The sequence below is a fragment of the Aliiroseovarius sp. S1123 genome (assembly GCF_023015885.1).
Classification (GTDB): domain Bacteria; phylum Pseudomonadota; class Alphaproteobacteria; order Rhodobacterales; family Rhodobacteraceae; genus Aliiroseovarius.
The window spans coordinates 335,352-352,439 of record NZ_JALKBE010000001.1 but is presented as its reverse complement, the minus strand read 5'-3'; the positions used below and the strand labels follow the sequence as shown (position 1 = coordinate 352,439).

General features: G+C 59.7%; 17 protein-coding genes. 2 read left to right on the top strand and 15 right to left on the bottom strand.

Annotation, left to right across the window (positions count from 1 at the left end; genetic code table 11):
* Nucleotides 1–13: 13 nt before the first annotated feature.
* The 13 genes from MWU53_RS01705 to MWU53_RS01645 form a co-directional block, all read right to left on the bottom strand.
* Nucleotides 14–346 (bottom strand): AAA+ family ATPase, encoded by a 333-nt coding sequence (locus tag MWU53_RS01705; RefSeq protein ID WP_247089759.1) that lies wholly within the window; start codon nucleotides 344–346, stop codon nucleotides 14–16.
* Between the two features lie 27 nt (nucleotides 347–373).
* Nucleotides 374–1,399 (bottom strand): endonuclease/exonuclease/phosphatase family protein, encoded by a 1,026-nt coding sequence (locus MWU53_RS01700; RefSeq protein WP_247089757.1) that lies wholly within the window; start codon nucleotides 1,397–1,399, stop codon nucleotides 374–376.
* A 9-nt stretch (nucleotides 1,400–1,408) separates the two neighbouring features.
* Complete coding sequence (locus tag MWU53_RS01695; RefSeq protein ID WP_247089755.1) at nucleotides 1,409–2,089, bottom strand: molecular chaperone DjiA; 681 nt, start codon at nucleotides 2,087–2,089, stop codon at nucleotides 1,409–1,411.
* Nucleotides 2,090–2,119: 30 nt separating this feature from the next.
* A complete protein-coding gene (locus tag MWU53_RS01690) occupies nucleotides 2,120–2,596 on the bottom strand; it encodes a GNAT family N-acetyltransferase (protein WP_247089753.1) in 477 nt (158 codons plus the stop codon).
* The gene (locus tag MWU53_RS01685) at nucleotides 2,593–3,207 is read right to left on the bottom strand and encodes a VOC family protein (RefSeq protein ID WP_247089751.1); all 615 of its coding nucleotides are present in this window, start codon (nucleotides 3,205–3,207) and stop codon (nucleotides 2,593–2,595) included. Before MWU53_RS01685 ends, MWU53_RS01690 begins: the two co-directional genes overlap by 4 nt.
* Before the next feature lie 125 nt (nucleotides 3,208–3,332).
* Nucleotides 3,333–5,459, bottom strand: coding sequence for a methylmalonyl-CoA mutase (scpA, locus tag MWU53_RS01680; protein ID WP_247089749.1), 2,127 nt, complete (start codon nucleotides 5,457–5,459; stop codon nucleotides 3,333–3,335).
* Between the two features lie 58 nt (nucleotides 5,460–5,517).
* Nucleotides 5,518–6,033 carry a hypothetical protein gene (locus MWU53_RS01675; RefSeq protein ID WP_247089747.1) on the bottom strand — a complete coding sequence of 172 codons (516 nt, stop codon included), beginning with the start codon at nucleotides 6,031–6,033 and terminating at the stop codon, nucleotides 5,518–5,520.
* Nucleotides 6,030–7,580: a hypothetical protein gene (locus MWU53_RS01670; protein WP_247089745.1), complete on the bottom strand. Its 1,551-nt coding sequence runs from the start codon at nucleotides 7,578–7,580 to the stop codon at nucleotides 6,030–6,032. Before MWU53_RS01670 ends, MWU53_RS01675 begins: the two co-directional genes overlap by 4 nt.
* Nucleotide 7,581: 1 nt before the next feature.
* A complete protein-coding gene (locus MWU53_RS01665) occupies nucleotides 7,582–9,630 on the bottom strand; it encodes an acetyl/propionyl/methylcrotonyl-CoA carboxylase subunit alpha (RefSeq protein ID WP_247089743.1) in 2,049 nt (682 codons plus the stop codon).
* Nucleotides 9,631–9,773: 143 nt separating this feature from the next.
* Nucleotides 9,774–9,980: a hypothetical protein gene (locus tag MWU53_RS01660; protein ID WP_247089735.1), complete on the bottom strand. Its 207-nt coding sequence runs from the start codon at nucleotides 9,978–9,980 to the stop codon at nucleotides 9,774–9,776.
* A gap of 334 nt (nucleotides 9,981–10,314) precedes the next feature.
* Complete coding sequence (locus tag MWU53_RS01655) at nucleotides 10,315–10,665, bottom strand: hypothetical protein (RefSeq protein WP_247090503.1); 351 nt, start codon at nucleotides 10,663–10,665, stop codon at nucleotides 10,315–10,317.
* Nucleotides 10,666–10,679: 14 nt separating this feature from the next.
* Nucleotides 10,680–11,183, bottom strand: coding sequence for a DUF6497 family protein (locus MWU53_RS01650; RefSeq protein ID WP_247089733.1), 504 nt, complete (start codon nucleotides 11,181–11,183; stop codon nucleotides 10,680–10,682).
* Nucleotides 11,153–12,685, bottom strand: a complete 1,533-nt coding sequence (locus MWU53_RS01645) for an acyl-CoA carboxylase subunit beta (RefSeq protein WP_163037089.1) — start codon at nucleotides 12,683–12,685, stop codon at nucleotides 11,153–11,155. The genes MWU53_RS01650 and MWU53_RS01645 overlap by 31 nt, the downstream gene beginning before the upstream one ends.
* Nucleotides 12,686–12,817: 132 nt before the next feature.
* Here MWU53_RS01645 and MWU53_RS01640 point away from each other — a divergent pair, with 132 nt between their 5' ends.
* Both MWU53_RS01640 and MWU53_RS01635 read left to right on the top strand, forming a co-directional pair.
* Complete coding sequence (locus MWU53_RS01640; protein WP_247089731.1) at nucleotides 12,818–14,221, top strand: helix-turn-helix transcriptional regulator; 1,404 nt, start codon at nucleotides 12,818–12,820, stop codon at nucleotides 14,219–14,221.
* Entirely contained in the window at nucleotides 14,218–15,048 is an 831-nt protein-coding gene (locus MWU53_RS01635) for an alpha/beta fold hydrolase (protein ID WP_247089723.1), read from the top strand. Before MWU53_RS01640 ends, MWU53_RS01635 begins: the two co-directional genes overlap by 4 nt.
* 45 nt (nucleotides 15,049–15,093) lie before the next feature.
* On the opposite strand, the gene MWU53_RS01630 is transcribed toward MWU53_RS01635, so the two are convergent.
* Both MWU53_RS01630 and betA read right to left on the bottom strand, forming a co-directional pair.
* A complete protein-coding gene (locus MWU53_RS01630; RefSeq protein ID WP_247089721.1) occupies nucleotides 15,094–15,333 on the bottom strand; it encodes a YdcH family protein in 240 nt (79 codons plus the stop codon).
* 82 nt (nucleotides 15,334–15,415) lie between these two features.
* Nucleotides 15,416–17,071, bottom strand: a complete 1,656-nt coding sequence (gene betA, locus MWU53_RS01625; RefSeq protein WP_247089719.1) for a choline dehydrogenase — start codon at nucleotides 17,069–17,071, stop codon at nucleotides 15,416–15,418.
* Nucleotides 17,072–17,088: the final 17 nt, after the last annotated feature.

Below are 17,088 nucleotides of genomic sequence, written 5' to 3'. Positions count from 1 at the left end.
AGAAACTATCGGGTTAAATATCCGTCTCGCCCGGCGCCGGAGGGTCAAGTGGCGTGCGGCGCCGGATGATGATATCTCCATTGGGCAGCACTTCGGGCGGGTGATAGACCTGTATGTCGCCGAATTTCTCGACCAGATCCGCCCAGCCCTCGGACCACTCTTCCGCCATCGGCTCCAGCTCATTGGCAAGCCCTTCCAGAAGCAGTTGAAAGCCCCGATTCAACAACTCAGCCCCTTCGGCAAGCTCGGGATTATCAGGGGGCGTGTCGTCCTGCGCAAAGACAGGTGTGGTCGCCAGCAACACGGCAAGAACGGTGGATGTCGCAATCTGTTTCATGACACACATGTAGGCGATCCTATCCAGAATTGAAGGTCAGAGCCTCAAATCGATCGACACCGGGAAGTGATCCGACGCCGTCAACAGCGCCTCGCGTAGAGACACATCCTTATAGCAGAGCGAGTCATCAAACGGGTGCCAGATCCGCCAGTTGGGCTTGATCGCCAACAGATCAGGAGACACCATGATATAGTCCAAAAGCGCCTGTAAATACCGTTTCTCTTTGGCAATATAGAACCGCGAGGTGGTCGGCCGCGCACCTGTCCGTTGCAGCAAAGCCATGCGGGCATGAGGGTCATACATGCAGGCATTCTTTCCTTCACCCAGCACAACCTCGACCCCAGAACGGCCGAACAGCTTTTCGTATTCGTCCAGCCCCGGACCGTCGTTGAAATCGCCCAGCACAATCAGTGACTCGCCCACGCCCAGATGTTCATCCACGCGACGCCGGATCCAGATACATTGCGCCATCTGTTTGCGGCGGTTTTCAATGGCAACGCGCATGACCTCGGCCGCACCGCGCGCGCCATGCGGGGCTTTCGACTTGGCGTGCACACCGATCAGCCGCAGCTCTTTGCCGCTTTCGCGGTGGGTCAATGCTACTTCAAGTGGGGGCTTTGAAAACACCACCTTGTCAGGTGTAGCGTCGGTATCCAGATCCAGCTCGAACCGACTGTCGAACCGGGGCGCGGCATAGGCGTCGTCCACGTTCTCGGCCCCCAGCGGGTCATGGCGCGCGCTGATCACGCGGGGATCATAGAGCAGCGCGATTTCCTGTTGTGTGTCATTGGCAAAGCCGATCATCGCCTTGCGCGCGCGCAGGCCAAATATCTCGGCAAAGGTTTCCAGCGCGGGAACGGTATCGCGTCTGCGGCTTTGGTCCGGCGCCTCGATGATCATCACGGCGTCGGCATCCAAGGCCTGAAACACCTTCCCCACAGCGTTCCACTGTGCGCCGCGGGTCACGTCTTGACGACCAGACCAACCATTGTCCGCGATCGGCACACCTTCATCATCGAACAGGTTGTCAAACCATTCAACATTATAGGTCGCGATCCGCATCAACCCGCCCTACCCTTGACCTGAGTTGATCTCGTCCCAGGCGCGATTGACGGCGATCAGGCGCTTCTCGGCCAGTTTGATCGCCTCTTCTGGAACGCCACGGGCAATCATCCGGTCCGGATGGCTTTCGCGCACCTCGTTGCGCCAGGCCTTGCGGATCTCTGACATTGGTGCGTCCCGGGGCACGCCAAGCACCTGATAGGGGTCGGGATGTTCATCCGGCACCATGCGCGAGCGCAGCGCCAAGAAGCGTTCCTCGGGCATGCCGAAAATCCGTGCGACCTCTTCCAGATACGCGTTTTCGCCGGGGTGATATTCACCGTCCGCCAATGCGATGTGAAAGAGCCCCTCCATCAGATCACAGAGCGCAGGATCGTCGGGGCCAAACATCGCCGCAACCTTCTGGGCGTACAGCTCGAACCCGGCCACATCCGTGCGGGCCAGATTGAACAAGCGGGCTGCGTTCTTTTCTTCGGATTGCGGGATGGTGAAGACCTCGCGAAAGGCCGAGACCTCGTCCCGCGTCACCTGCCCATCGGCCTTGGCCATCTTCGCCCCCAGCGCAATCACCGCAATCGCAAAGCCGGCCGAGCGTTCAGGCGGCGTGCGCAGATGCGAGAATACGTCTGACAGGCTTTCGCCCTTGGCAAGCGCGGACAGCGCGTCGGAGATACGGGACCAGATAGACATAAGGCAGTGTTAGCGGCTTTCGCGACCGGGTCACAGGACTTTCTGCATCAGCACAAGATCATGCCATTGATCGAACTTTCGTCCGGCCTGCGGGATGACCCCGACGGTCTTATAGCCCATCGCCGCGTGAAACGGTTCGCCCATCGGATTCGAACCCGAAACCCCGGCAATCATCGAATGAAACCCTTGGGCGCGTGCCTCGGACTCGATCCGCTCTATCAAAGCCCGCCCCGCCCCGCGCCCGCGCGCCTTTGGGTCCAGCATGATCGAGTGTTCGGCAGTGTGGGCATAGCCGACCCCCGCGCGAAACTGGTTGAAGCTTGCATAGCCGATGATTTCGCCGTCTTCTTCTGCGACCAGCATGCACTTGGCGGTTTCAATGGCGTTCTCGACATCAAGCAGTGTTTTCGGGACCGAGTTGAACGTGATCAGCGTCTCGCGGATGGCAAGGTTCCACAGTTCTTGGATCGCATGCGCGTCGACAATGGTAGCAGCACGAATGATCATAGCTGGACAAGCCCGGCAGGCGTGTCGATCCAGGCAGCTAACCCCGGCTGGCCCGAATGGACCGAGATCCGCGTGTCTTCGACCAAAGGATGCAGGGCCACGCTCAGCGCCTCGGCCTCGGGGTGGGTGATTTCGAGCGCGGCCAGTCGCAGCCCGAGATCGGGCAATCGCGGTGCAGGCATGTCACCTTTCCAGCTGAGAAGCCCCGGCGCGCAGCCACCAAACGGCAAGCGCCCATCGGCTGGAATTGCCATATCCCAACGCAGATCCCCACGTGACAATTGCAACTCGTCGCCCGACCCCTCGGGCGCGCGCTGAAGCGCCTGATGCAGGTCCGGGACGCGTAAGGCCCAGTTGGTCAGCCGTGCAGGGCCGGTGAAGTAATCCAGATCGAACCACCGCGCATGATCGGGCGCATCAGCGTCGGGATTGACCGCAATCACCTCAAGATAGGTGGCTGGTCCAAGGGACAGAAGGGAATTGTGGGTGCCCATGATCGGATGGTCTCCTCCCTCCGACATGGACACCCCAAGCAGGTCCTCGATATACGCAACGCCTTCTGACAGGGTCGCGGAGGACACCACAAGATGATCGACTTCTCCCAGAGCCATTTCATTCCCTTCGATGGTCTGGGATGAGGCTGGCGGGAAACGCCGCCAGCCGCAAGTGTTTTTGCGCCTGATTTATGCCACAGGCCCGAGGAGCACAAAACCGGTGCCCACTTTTGTGCGGCCTGTTAGCTGCGGGCGTCGCGCACCAGCTTCAGGATGTCCTGAGCGGCCTCGGGAATGTTGGTGCCCGGGCCGAAGATGGCTTTTACGCCATTTTCATACAGGAAGTCATAGTCCTGCTGCGGGATCACGCCGCCACAGATCACGATGATGTCCTCGGCGCCCTGCTCTTTCAGAGCCTGCACCAGCTGCGGGGCCAGCGTCTTGTGACCTGCCGCCTGCGAGGAAATCCCCACGATGTGCACGTCATTGTCGATCGCGTCCTGCGCGGCTTCGTCCGGGGTCTGGAACAGCGGACCTACGTCCACGTCAAAGCCGATGTCCGCAAAGGCGGTCGCGATGACCTTGGCGCCACGGTCGTGACCGTCCTGTCCCATCTTCACAACCAGCATACGCGGGCGGCGGCCTTCGGCGTCTGCGAAGTCTTCGACCGATTTCTGAATGGCCGCAAAGCCTTCGTCGCCTTCGTAGGCCGCGCCATAGACACCAGCCAGCGTTTTCACTTCGGCACGGTGACGACCGAACTCTTCTTCCATAGCCATCGAGATCTCTCCTACGGATGCGCGTGCACGGGCGGCTTCGACGGCGGCCTCCAGAAGGTTGCCACCTTCTTTGGAACGGCGGGTCAGCTCGGCCAGAGCGGCCTCGCATGCGGCTGCGTCGCGGGTTGCGCGGATGTTTTCAAGGCGGGCGATCTGGCTGTCACGTACGGCCATGTTGTCCACGTCAAGAATGTCGATCGGGTCTTCTTTTTCCAGCTTGTGCTTGTTCACGCCGACGATGACTTCGTCACCCTTGTCGATCATCGCCTGACGCTTGGCCGCCGATTCCTCGATCCGCAGTTTCGGCATGCCCGAGGCCACCGCCTTGGTCATCCCGCCCATGCTTTCGACCTCTTCCATCAGCTCCCACGCTTTGTTGATCAGCTCGTCGGTCAGGCTTTCCACATAGTAAGAGCCCGCCAGCGGATCGACCACATTGGTCACGCCGGTTTCTTCCTGCAGGATGATCTGGGTGTTGCGCGCGATACGGGCCGAGAAGTCGGTGGGCAGCGCGATGGCTTCATCCAGCGCGTTGGTGTGCAGCGACTGGGTGCCACCAAGCGCTGCCGACATGGCTTCGTACGCGGTGCGGATCACGTTGTTATAGGGATCCTGTTCCTGAAGCGACACGCCCGAGGTCTGGCAGTGGGTGCGCAGCATTTTCGAACGTTCCGACTTCGCACCGAACTCGGTCATTACGCGATGCCACAGGGTCCGCGCGGCGCGCAGTTTTGCGGCTTCCATGAAGAAGTTCATGCCGATGGCGAAGAAGAAGCTCAGGCGGCCTGCGAACTTGTCCACATCCATGCCAGCTTCGATGGCGGCACGCACATATTCGCGGCCATCAGCCAGCGTATAGGCCAGTTCCTGCACCAGGTTCGCGCCCGCTTCCTGCATGTGATAGCCGGAAATCGAGATCGAGTTGAACTTCGGCATCTCGTTCGAGGTGTACTCGATGATGTCCGAGATGATCTTCATCGACGGCTCGGGCGGATAGATATAGGTGTTGCGCACCATGAACTCTTTCAGAATGTCGTTCTGAATGGTGCCCGCCAGCAGCGCTTTGTCATGGCCTTGTTCTTCACCGGCAACGATGAAGCTGGCAAGGATCGGGATCACCGCGCCGTTCATGGTCATCGAGACCGAAACCTTATCCAGCGGAATGCCGTCGAACAGGATCTTCATGTCCTCAACACTGTCGATGGCCACACCAGCTTTGCCGACATCGCCCACAACGCGCGGGTGATCGCTGTCGTAACCACGGTGCGTGGCAAGGTCGAACGCCACCGACACGCCCTGCTGACCAGCGGCAAGGTTGCGGCGGTAGAAGGCGTTCGATTCTTCCGCGGTCGAGAAGCCCGCATACTGACGGATCGTCCACGGACGCCCCGCATACATGGTCGCCTTCACACCGCGGGTAAACGGGCCAAAGCCGGGCAGCGTGCCCATATGGTCAAGATCAGCCGTGTCTTCCGCCGTATAGAGCGGCTTCACGTCAATCCCTTCCAGCGTGTTCCACGTCAGGTCGTCCAGAGCGCGGCCGCGCAGCTCCTTCTCGGCCAGTTCCTTCCAGTTCTTGATGTCGCTCATCTTGTCGTCCTTTTCGTCTTGATGCGCCCGTGGGCGCTGGCTGGTTCCGGGCCGCGGATCACAAGGGATCTCCGGCGGCAAAAAAGAGTTTTCGTTCTACGGGGTCGAGGATCATGACACCCCCTACCCCAGTGTCATAGGCGATGGTTGCGCCGGGCCGTGTCAGGGCACGGCGGAAGTCTTGGCTGTCTGCTTCCGACAGGCATTTCCCGACCAGAGCGGCGGCGGCCAGCGCCTGACGGCCAAAGGCACCGTCCTCGGTCGTCAGCATCTCGTCGGTCAGATCATGCGGTGTCTGCCCGTCTGCGCGCAGGGCGGCTTTTCCTGTGGCGCGGAACAACTCCTGTGCATCCGCACTGGTCGTGGCCAGCGGCATCTCGGGCTTCACATCGTTCAGCGCGGCGCGGAATACAGCCGCGGTGCAGGTCATCTTGCTTTCAAAAGACAACGTGTCGCCCAGCGTGAAATACTGGCCGAGCGACGCGCGCAAATCGGCCTCACCATGCAGGTTGCACCCCGCCAAAAGCGTCAGGCCAGCGGCCGCCGCGAGGGGGATATGGCGCAGCATGCTCATCCTGCCCCCCCGTCGATTACGCGCAGTACTGCGTCGCCCTGCACCTTTGGCGCATAGCCGGTCAGCTGTTGGCGAATGCCGTCCGCCGCAGCGGGTGTGGTCGCATAGAAGCTCACGTCATAACCGCCAAGAAAGGCCGGACCGCCGGTGAATGTCAGAACCCCGACCTTAACCCAATCGTCCCCAATCCCTTCGTCAATCCAGCGGTCATAGACGATGGCCAGCTCGACCCCGGCCGCGTCCACCAGATCGGCAGCCCAACCGGGATAGGGATCATCCAAACGGGTCTTCAGCGCCGCGTAGGAGGCTAACCCCCACAGGTCGAGCACCTGATTGGGGTTGGCCCAAACCACATAGCCAAGATCATTTACGGCGACGGGTTTTTGGTAAACCTCTTTCACGAAGCGGCTCATGTTGCCGTGCTGCGAATGGATGGCGTTCGGGCCATTGGTACCGTTAAACAACAGCCACTGCCCATAGGCCGCCCCCAGAAAGCCAAAGCCCGCCAGAAGCAGCAGGCGCATCGTATGCAGTACCTCGTCGCGTAGAACGACCATCATCATGAGGCCCAGAACGAAGGTCATCGCGTAAAGCTCGTAGCGCTCGAACCAGCCGAATTGGCCCAGAAGCAGATGGCCAAATCCGGTGAAGCAGGCCGCGAACAACAGGGCGCGCAGGCGGTGGTCAACGTTGGACCGCGCGAGCAGCGACAGCGCACAGAGCACCGTGATCAGCAGTACAACGGCCTTGCTGGAAAATAGTTGCACCAGCAGTTTGACCGGCAGATCCGCGGGCGAAAACCGGTCATGCCCACTGCCAGACAGCTTCGCCATGACTGAGTTCGGCAGCGGCTCTAATCCCAGCGAGGTCAGGAAGTACATGAAGCCCGCGACAAGTGCCGCCGCCGCTGCGAACAAGGCACCTGCCATTGCCGCGCGGCCCATCAGAAGCAGCACAAGGGCGCCACCGCCCGTCACCGCCAGACCCTCAAAACGGATCATCGGACCAAGTACCATTCCGGCGACAAGCAGCCAACTGATGCGGTCCTCGTCCATCTGGATTTGCAGCCCACGCAGAACGGCAAGGCTGGCCAGAATGTGCAGGCTGTGCTCCATGCCGACCATCGCGGCACCGGCGAAGTTGAACGCCAAGGGGCCAAGGGCGGCAAAAGTCAGCATCCACCCGCGCGATGCGCCGCTTTGCGATACGATCCGCGCCCACAGCACCGCACCCAGCAGAAGCGAAAGGGTGTTCCAGAACAGCGGAAGCCATGCTTGCGCAGCGGTGCCTGCAAAGGCCGTCAGCAAAAAGGGATAAATCGGCGAGGACGCGGCCGAGGTAAACTCGCCCGGGTTCACGCCATAGCCACCTGCAGCGATCTGTTCGGCAACCGCAAGGTGGATGTAAACGTCATCGAGCGGGTATTCGAAAACACCCGCCCGGATCAGGGCCACACCCTGATAAAGCGCGAAGGCCACCACGCTGATCAGCACTGACATCAAAGTCAGCTGCCCCGTCGCGCGGGACAACGTGGTGGCCTTTGTCATGTTATTCGAACTCCATGATCACTTCGTCGACGGCAAGGCTATCGCCAGCGCCCGCGTTGATCGTCGAGACGATGCCCTTCTTTTCAGCGCGCAGGATGTTTTCCATTTTCATGGCTTCGATCGTGCAGAGCGCCTGGCCTTCCTGAACTTCCTGGCCGACTTCAACATCGACCTTCACCACCAGACCCGGCATCGGGCAGAGCAGCATTTTCGAGGTATCCGGCGGCAGTTTTTCCGGCATCAAACGGGCCAGCTCGGCCTGACGCGGGGTGCGCACATGCACCTTCAGGTCAGCACCACGCGAGCGCATACGGAAGCCCGAGGTGATCTTGTCGACCTTCAGAACCAGCGGCGATCCGTCCACATCCAGCGTGGCCAGGCTGTCGCCCGGGGTCCAGTCCGAAGACACGCGCATTTTCGTGCCGTCGTCGAACTTTACGGTCGAGCCTTTCTTGTCGGCCTTGATCTTGACCGGGAACTCTTCGCCTTGCAGCGTCACGACCCAGTGTTTGCCCACTTTGCGCTCGTGGTTGTCCATGCGGCCCGAGATACGGGTGCGGCGGATTTCAGCAACGCGGTACATGGCAGCCGCCGAGGCAGCGATGCGTTTCAGCGCATCATGGCCCAGCTCAACACCGTCGAACCCGTCAGGGTACTGTTCTTCGATAAAGGCGGTGGTCATCTCGCCTTTCATGAAGATAGGGTGATCCATCACAGCAGACACGAAGGGCAGGTTGTGACCGATGCCTTCCAGCTCGAACCCGTCCAGCGCGTTGCGCATGGCTTCGATCGCTTCGTCCCGGGTCGGCGCCCAGGTACACAGCTTGGCGATCATCGGGTCGTAGTACATCGAGATCTCGCCGCCTTCAAAGACGCCGGTGTCGTTACGTACCGCATAGTCCGACCCTTCGATGGCTTCATCGGCCCATTTGCCGTTGGCCTGCATCGGGCCAGCCGCAATCTCTGCGGGCGGACGATAGCGGGTCAGACGACCGATCGAGGGCAGGAAGTTGCGATAGGGATCTTCCGCGTAGACACGGTTTTCAATGGACCAGCCATTGATGCCCACATCATCCTGCGTGATCGACAGCGGCTCGCCATTTGCAACGCGGATCATCTGCTCGACCAGGTCAACACCGGTGATCAGCTCGGTCACGGGGTGTTCCACCTGCAGGCGGGTGTTCATTTCCAGGAAGTAGAAGTTCTTGTCGCCATCGACGATAAACTCCACCGTACCGGCCGAGGTATAGCCCACGGCTTTGGCCAGCGCGACCGACTGTTCGCCCATGGCTTTACGGGTGGCTTCGTCCAGGAAGGGCGACGGGGCTTCTTCCACAACTTTCTGGTTACGGCGCTGGATCGAGCATTCGCGTTCGTTCAGGTAGATGCCGTTGCCATGCGCGTCGCACAGAACCTGGATCTCGATGTGACGCGGTTGGGTCACGAACTTCTCGATGAAGATACGGTCGTCACCAAAGCTGCTGGCCGCTTCGTTCTTGGACGACTGGAACCCTTCGCGGGCTTCTTCGTCATTCCATGCGATCCGCATCCCTTTACCACCGCCACCGGCCGAGGCTTTGATCATCACCGGATAGCCGATCTCGTTCGAGATCTTCACCGCTTCATCCGCGTCTTCGATCAGACCCATGTAACCGGGAACGGTCGACACGTTGGCTTCTTGAGCGATCTTCTTCGAGGTGATCTTGTCACCCATCGACACGATCGCACCTTTGGGCGGGCCAACAAATGCAACACCTGCGTCTTCCAGTGCCTCAGCAAACTTCGAGTTCTCGGACAGGAAGCCATAGCCGGGGTGAACCGCCTCAGCGCCGGAATCCTTGATCGCCTGCATCACCTTGTCGATGATGATATAAGACTGGTTGGCAGGGGGCGGGCCGATGTGAACGGCTTCGTCTGCCATTTTCACATGAAGCGCGTTACGGTCGGCGTCTGAATAGATCGCCACCGTCTTGATGCCCATTTTGCGGGCAGTCTTGATCACGCGGCAAGCGATCTCGCCTCGGTTCGCAATCAGGATCTTGTTGAACATGTCCTGTCCTTTCGATTCATGTGAGGGCGCGACACTGCGCAGTGTCGCGCTGATTGACATAGAAAAGCCTGCCGAAACCAAAGGTCTCGGCAGGCCGATCGTGAGTGGAGGATCCGCGATGTGCGGAGCCGGAGAATTTCAGATCAGTTGCAGATACTGACGCCCAAGTCGTCGCACAGCGCCCCCGCACCAGCACCGATGACGGCTCCGGTGAGAACACTGCCACTGGTTGCACTTGCGACCACAGCGCCTGCTGCTGCGCCGGCACCGGCGCGTTCAAGATCGTTCCACTGGCATCCTGCCAGCATGGCAAAGGCAAGCGCCCCTGCGATAAGCGTTCTGTACTGCATGTGTGACTGCCTCTTTCAGAGTTTATTCTGGCAGCCATTGTGCCCCGTTTGCGGGAGGTACCCAAGCCAAATTTTCGCGAACCGCGACGTACAGCGCCACGCGAACAGCTATCTATGAGAGAAAAAAGGCCCGGTTCAGACGCAAACGCGCTGAACCGGGTAGAAGAAGGGGAAGGGTAATGGTTTCGACAAACCATTGCAGAGAACGGGGATTTGCTCTCTGCATGAGTTACATGTTGGCATGAACCATGGCCTAAGCAAGCCCCGACCAGACAGGTCATGTCCAGTTGGGCTGTTTTTTGCCAATTAGTGTTCAATGCGGGCGAATTCATGCCTATTGTTCCTCAAACGCATCCGGGAACGAGGCCCGTGCGCGCGCTTCATCAATCACAAGCAGGGCTTCATAGTCTTCGGGATCAAAGGGATCCTGCGCCGGTAGAACCTCGCGTTCGAACAGCCACGACAGACGCCCTGCATCCAGGTTGCCTCGCTCAAATGGTTGATCCCCGAAATGGTCCCACAAAGCTTTCATAAAGCCCGTGTCAGCACGTCGATCTGCCGGTCTGCGATCCGCATAGCGTTCACGTGCGGCCAGTTTCGTCGCGCCCGTCTTGCTGGCACGACGAATGACAAACTGATAATCGGTCCCCGTAAGACGTCCGGGGAAGCCCTTGTGCTTCAACATGTAAGGCAGTGCCATCAGAACCCGTCCCAAACACACACCCCATCCTCGGGGCGGAAAGCTTCGAAAAACTGGGTCGCGTCCATGTCCGAGACGCCGAACTCGACCCAACGATCTGCCAGAACGATCACGATCTGCTCTGGCTCGGTTTGCGTGATCCTGGACAAGTGCGGCAGCACATAGTCTTGGCAGATCACGGCCATATCCTCTTCCGCCTGCGAGAAACCTATACGTCCCGTGTTGCGGGAAATCTCAGGCGCGAGAAACCGGACATGTATCGCCGATCCCCCGTGATTGCCATCCTGTTGATTGACCTCAAGCAGGGTGACGGGTTGGCCTGACGGAACCTGAAGCGGCACGCCGTCAAACCAGTCTTCTTGCGCTGCTGCAAGTGTCGTGGACATGGTCAGGGATAGGGCCAGGGTGGCAGCGGCAGCCGCCACCCCGGTCAGGCCACACGGGCCCGTATATCCCGCCGTGCGACCCATGATCACAGCGGGATATTGTCGTGCTTCTTCCAAGGGTTCTGCAGCTTCTTGCCACGCAGCGATGCGAAGGCGCGGCTGATCCGGCGGCGCGACGAGCGCGGCTGGATGACCTCGTCGATGAAGCCACGCTCGGCGGCCACGAACGGGTTGGCGAAGCGGTCTTCATAATCCTGCGTGCGCTGCGCGATCTTCTCGGCATCATCCAGTTCCGAACGGTACAGGATCTCGGTCGCGCCCTTTGCGCCCATAACCGCAATCTCAGCGGTCGGCCAAGCATAGTTGAAGTCGCCGCGCAGGTGCTTGGACGCCATAACGTCATAGGCACCACCATAGGCTTTACGCGTGATCAGCGTGACTTTCGGCACCGTAGCTTCACCGTAGGCAAACAGCAGTTTCGCACCGTGCTTGATCACACCGCCATATTCCTGGCTGGTGCCCGGCAGGAAGCCCGGCACGTCGACCAGCGTCAGGATCGGAATTTCAAACGCGTCACAGAAGCGCACAAAGCGGGCTGCCTTGCGCGAGCTGTCGATGTCCAGACAGCCGGCCAGAACCATCGGCTGGTTGGCCACAACACCCACGGTCTGCCCTTCCAGACGGATATAACCGGTGATGATGTTCTTGGCGTAATCTTCCTGGATCTCGAAGAAATCGCCCTCGTCGCCAAGCTTGGTGATCAGCTCTTTCATGTCATAGGGCGAGTTCGGGTTGTCCGGGATCAGCGTGTCCAGGCTGTCATCCACGCGGGCCGGATCGTCAAAGAACGGACGAACAGGCGCCTTGTCGCGGTTGTTCAGCGGCAGGAAGTCGACCAGACGACGGACTTCCGACAGGGCTTCCACGTCGTTCTCGAACGCGCCATCGGCGACCGAAGACTTTTTGGTGTGAGTCGAGGCGCCGCCAAGCTCCTCGGCTGTGACAACTTCGTTGGTCACGGTTTTCACAACGTCGGGACCGGTGACGAACATGTACGAGCTGTCTTTCACCATGAAGATGAAGTCGGTCATGGCAGGCGAATACACGGCACCACCGGCGCACGGGCCCATGATCACCGAGATCTGCGGCACCACGCCCGAAGCCATGATGTTGCGCTGGAACACTTCGGCGTAACCGGCAAGCGAGGCAACACCTTCCTGAATACGCGCACCACCTGAATCGTTGATGCCGATCACAGGCGCGCCGTTTTGCATCGCCATGTCCATGATCTTGCAGATCTTTTCAGCGTGGGTTTCCGACAGCGAGCCACCAAAGACAGTGAAGTCCTGCGAGAATACATAGACCAAGCGGCCATTGATTGTGCCCCAACCGGTGATGACACCGTCGCCCGCAGGCTTATCGGCTTCCATGCCGAATTCGGTGCAGCGGTGGGTTTTGAACATGTCGAACTCTTCAAACGAGTCCTCGTCCAACAGCAGCTCAACACGCTCACGGGCGGTTAGCTTGCCTTTCTTGTGCTGACTATCAATCCGTCGCTGACCGCCCCCAAGGCGGGCTTTCTCGCGGCGGCTCTCAAGTTCTTGGAGAATATCTTTCATGTGGCGGCACTCCTTGATTTCGCTGCAAACTAGCCCGAGAGCGCCGTTGCGGAAAGCAAAAAGGGGCGAATTTGCAAATAAAATGCAAGTATGCTAGTGCAAATTGCAAATGTGCGAAGCCAGGAGACTGCAATGGCCACCCAGAAGCTCTATGCCGGTGTGAAACTGCGCGAGATCCGTTCCCGCTTAAACCTGACCCAAAAAGCCTTTGCCGAGAAATTGGGTGTAAGCCTTCCTTACCTCAACCAGATGGAAAACAACAACCGCCCCGTTTCGACGGGTGTGGTGTTGGCATTGGCGCAGGAATTCGGATTTGATGTGGCCGAACTGTCGACCGGCGACGCGGAACGTCTGGTTACGGACATGCGCGAGGCTTTCGCGGATCCCGTATTCTCGGACATCCCTCCGCTGGCGGACCTGCGGCTTGCGGCGTCGAACGCCCCTGCCCTCGCTCATGCGCTGCTGGAATTGCATCGCGCCTATCGACTTGGTCACGAGCGTCTGGCCTCGATGGATCAGGACATTGGCGCGGACGACACCCCGAACCAAGCCAGCCCTTGGGACGAGGTGCGCGACTTCTTTCACTATTGTGACAACTATATCGATGCGGTGGACCGCGCAGCCGAACACTTTGCACAAACCGGCAAGGCACGCGGGCTGAGTCAGGTGGCGATGGCCGAAGCGGTACTAAGCGACCGCGGCATCACCTTGAACCGCCAGGATGTGGACAAGGTGCGCAGCTATGACGTCGAACGGCGAGAGCTAACCCTGTCGACCCGCCCGCCGCGCGCCACGCAGGAGTTTCAGCTGTTGATGCAGGTGGCGCTTCTGACGCAGGACGCCCTACTGGAGGCCACGCTGGATTTCGCACGATTCCAGACCGACGAAGCCCGCGCCATCGCCAAGCTGGGGCTTGCGAACTACTTCGCGGGCGCGGCCCTTTTGCCTTATGCGCAGTTTCTTGCCGCCGCGCACGAGACGCGCCACGACCTTGAACGGCTGGCCGACCGGTTCGGTGCGTCGATTGAACAAATCGCTCACCGACTGTCCACGTTGCAGCGCCCCGGATCAAAGGGCATTCCCTTCTTTTTCGTGCGCGTCGATCAGGCCGGAACAATAACCAAGCGCCACTCGGCCACGCGGCTGCAATTCGCCCGTTTCGGCGGCGCTTGCCCGCTGTGGAATGTTCACCAAGCCTTTGAAACGCCAGGACGTTTCCTGCGGCAGTTGGCGCAGACCCCGGACGGGGTACGCTACTTCTGTTTGGCCCGGAACGTCACCAAATCAGGCGGCAGTTTCGATGCGCCTGTGCGCCGCTATGCGATCGGGCTGGGATGCGAGGTGAAACACGCAGGCGCGCTGGTCTATGCGGATGATTTTGATGTCTCGAACGATGCTGCCTATGAACCCATCGGCATCTCGTGTCGGATCTGCGAACGTCAGTTGTGTCACCAACGCTCGGTTCCTCCCCTTGAACGCAAATTGCAAGTCGACCCATATTCGCGCGGAACACTTCCGTACGAGATCACACGATGAACAAGTTCTTCCTTATGGTCCTGCTGGCTCTGACCTTTCTGGTCGCCACAGGACCGAACCCAGCCCGCGCCGAGAGCCTTGCCTCTACGGCCGAGCGCAAGGCGTTCTATCAATTCAATCCCAAACGGGTCGATCCGGCACAGGTGGATAAGCGTCTAAAGGAAGTCACCTATCGGGGGCTGGTTCTGTGGGTCGCTAAATCCAAGGCGGGCAAACCGACGGTGATGTATATGCCCGGATCGGGTGGAAACCTGCACGCGCGCGGACACAAATTTCGCTGGTTTCTGGACCAAGGCTATGGCGTCGTCGCGATGTCCTATCCGGGGATGGGCGGCAGCAAGGGACAGCCTAGTCGCCAGAAAATCCAAAGCCTTGCGGATCAACTGTATCGGGACATTCCAAAACTAACGGGAAGCAGGCGAATTGTCCTGATGGGGGAAAGCCTTGGTACCGGTGTTGCCGTGGCGATTGCCGCGGGTGGGCCTGGGCGCGCCAACCCACCGACAGCCATCATCCTGCAGGCGCCCTATACGTCTTTGGTGGATTTGACGGCAGCCAAGAACCCTATCCTTCTGCCCTTCATCGCCGGTCGAACCGACCTGTGGCCGTCCAAACAGAATATCAAGAGCGTCAAAGCGCCGACCTTCATCATGCATGGGGAAAAAGACCGTCATGTGCCGTTCCAGATGGGCCAAACGCTGTATCGCCTGTCGCCCGCCAAGAACAAAGTGCTGGCAGCGCGCGCGCATGCCGGACACACATCAATCTGGCGAAAAAACGTATTGCGACCGCTGCGCAAATGGCTTGAAGCCATCCACGGCAAATGAAAAGGCCGGGCATTGCCCGGCCTTCTGTCCCTCGTGCAGCGGCGCTTAGGCGGCCGACAGCATTCGATAGATCTCGTCCTTCAGAGCAGCGCGCTTCTTGCGCATGTCTTCTTCGTTAAACTGGTCGGTCGGCTCGACATTGGTTTCGGCACGATGAATCGCACGATTCACTTCGTGGTACTCGTCCGCCAGTTTCGAGAAATGCGCATCCGACTGCTTCATCTCGCTCATTTTCTCAGCGTATTCCGGGAATTCCTCGCTCAGTTCATGCGGGGTGTGTGACATTCGCGTGTCTCCTTCGTGTAAAGTCAGAGGGAGTTTGCGTCCAGCAAACGCCCCCTGCTTTGACAGGGATCAAATCACGCGCTTATCGCTGCGAATTTTGCCAGTCCGGGTGGACCCACGGTTCGTCATTCGCCGATGGAAGACGGCGACCCAAAATATGGTCAGACGCCTTTTCGCCCACCATGATCGACGGCCCGTTCAGGTTGCCATTGGTGATGCGCGGGAAAGTCGAGCTGTCAGCAACCCGCAGGCCCTCGACGCCGATCACGCGCATTTCCGGATCGACAACCGCCATCGGGTCGTCAGCACGTCCCATGCGGCAGGTGCCACAGGGGTGATACGCGCTTTCGGCGTGTTCGCGGATGAAGCTGTCGATCTCGTCATCGGTTTGCAACGCGTTGCCCGGCTGGATCTCGAATTTCACGAAAGGCTCGAACGCAGGTTGCGAGAAGATCTCGCGCGTCAGGCGGATACAGGTGCGGAAATCTTCCCAATCCTGCTCGGTCGACATGTAGTTGAAGAAGATGCGTGGGGCATCTTTCGGGTCCGCCGATTTCAGCGTGATTTCCCCGCGCGAGGGCGAACGCATTGGGCCGGTATGGGCCTGGAACCCATGACCTTCCGCCGCCGCCTGCCCGTCATAGCGCACGGCGATCGGCAGAAAATGGTACTGGATGTCAGGATATTCAACGCCCGCCTTCGAGCGGATGAAGGCCGCACTTTCAAACTGGTTCGACGCGCCCAGACCCGTCTTGGTGAACAGCCACTGAGCGCCCAGAATACCTTTCCAGATTAGGTTCCAGTACCGATAAAGCGTGATGGGCTGTTTCGAGGCGTACTGCATATAGACCTCAAGGTGGTCTTGCAGGTTCTGCCCAACACCAGCACGGTCGGCGACAACCTCGATCCCGTGTTCTTTCAGATGCGCCGCCGGACCGATCCCCGACAACATCAACAGCTTCGGCGAGTTGATCGAGCTGGCCGCGATGATCACCTCGGCCTCGGCGCGGATCACTTCGATCTTGCCGCCACGCTCGACTTCGACGCCGACTGCACGACCATCTTCGATGACCACTTTGCGGGCGAAGGCGCGGATCAGCTCGCAGTTTTCCCGTTCCAGCGCCGGGCGGAGATAGGCGTTCGCTGCCGACCAGCGCCGTCCTTTCCAGACGGTCTGCTCCATCGGGCCGAAACCTTCCTGCTTCTGGCCGTTATAGTCGTCCGTGACTTCATACCCGGCCTGCTTCCCGGCCTCGACAAAGGCGTGGAACAACGGGTTCTTGCGCGGTCCGCGTGTCACGTGGAGCGGGCCATCTTTGCCGCGCCAATCTGCATCGCCGCCATGTCCGCTTTCATGCCAGCTTTCCTGCCGCTTGAAGTACGGCAAAACGTCGGCATAGGACCAGCCATCGGCGCCCTGCTCGGCCCAATGGTCGAAATCTTTCGCATGCCCGCGCACATAGACCATCCCGTTGATCGAGCTAGATCCACCGACAACTTTTCCGCGGGGCGTGACCAGCGTACGGTTGCCCAAATGCGGCTCGGGTTCGGTCTGGAAGCCCCAGTCATAGGTCTTCATGTTCATCGGATAGCTCAGCGCGGCCGGCATCTGGATGAACGGTCCGGCGTCGGTGCCGCCATGCTCAATCACCAAAACCCGCTTACCTGCTTCCGCCAGCCGATACGCCATTGCGCATCCCGCGCTGCCAGCGCCAACGATGATATATTCTGCTTGCATTGTCTTTCCGTCAGTTC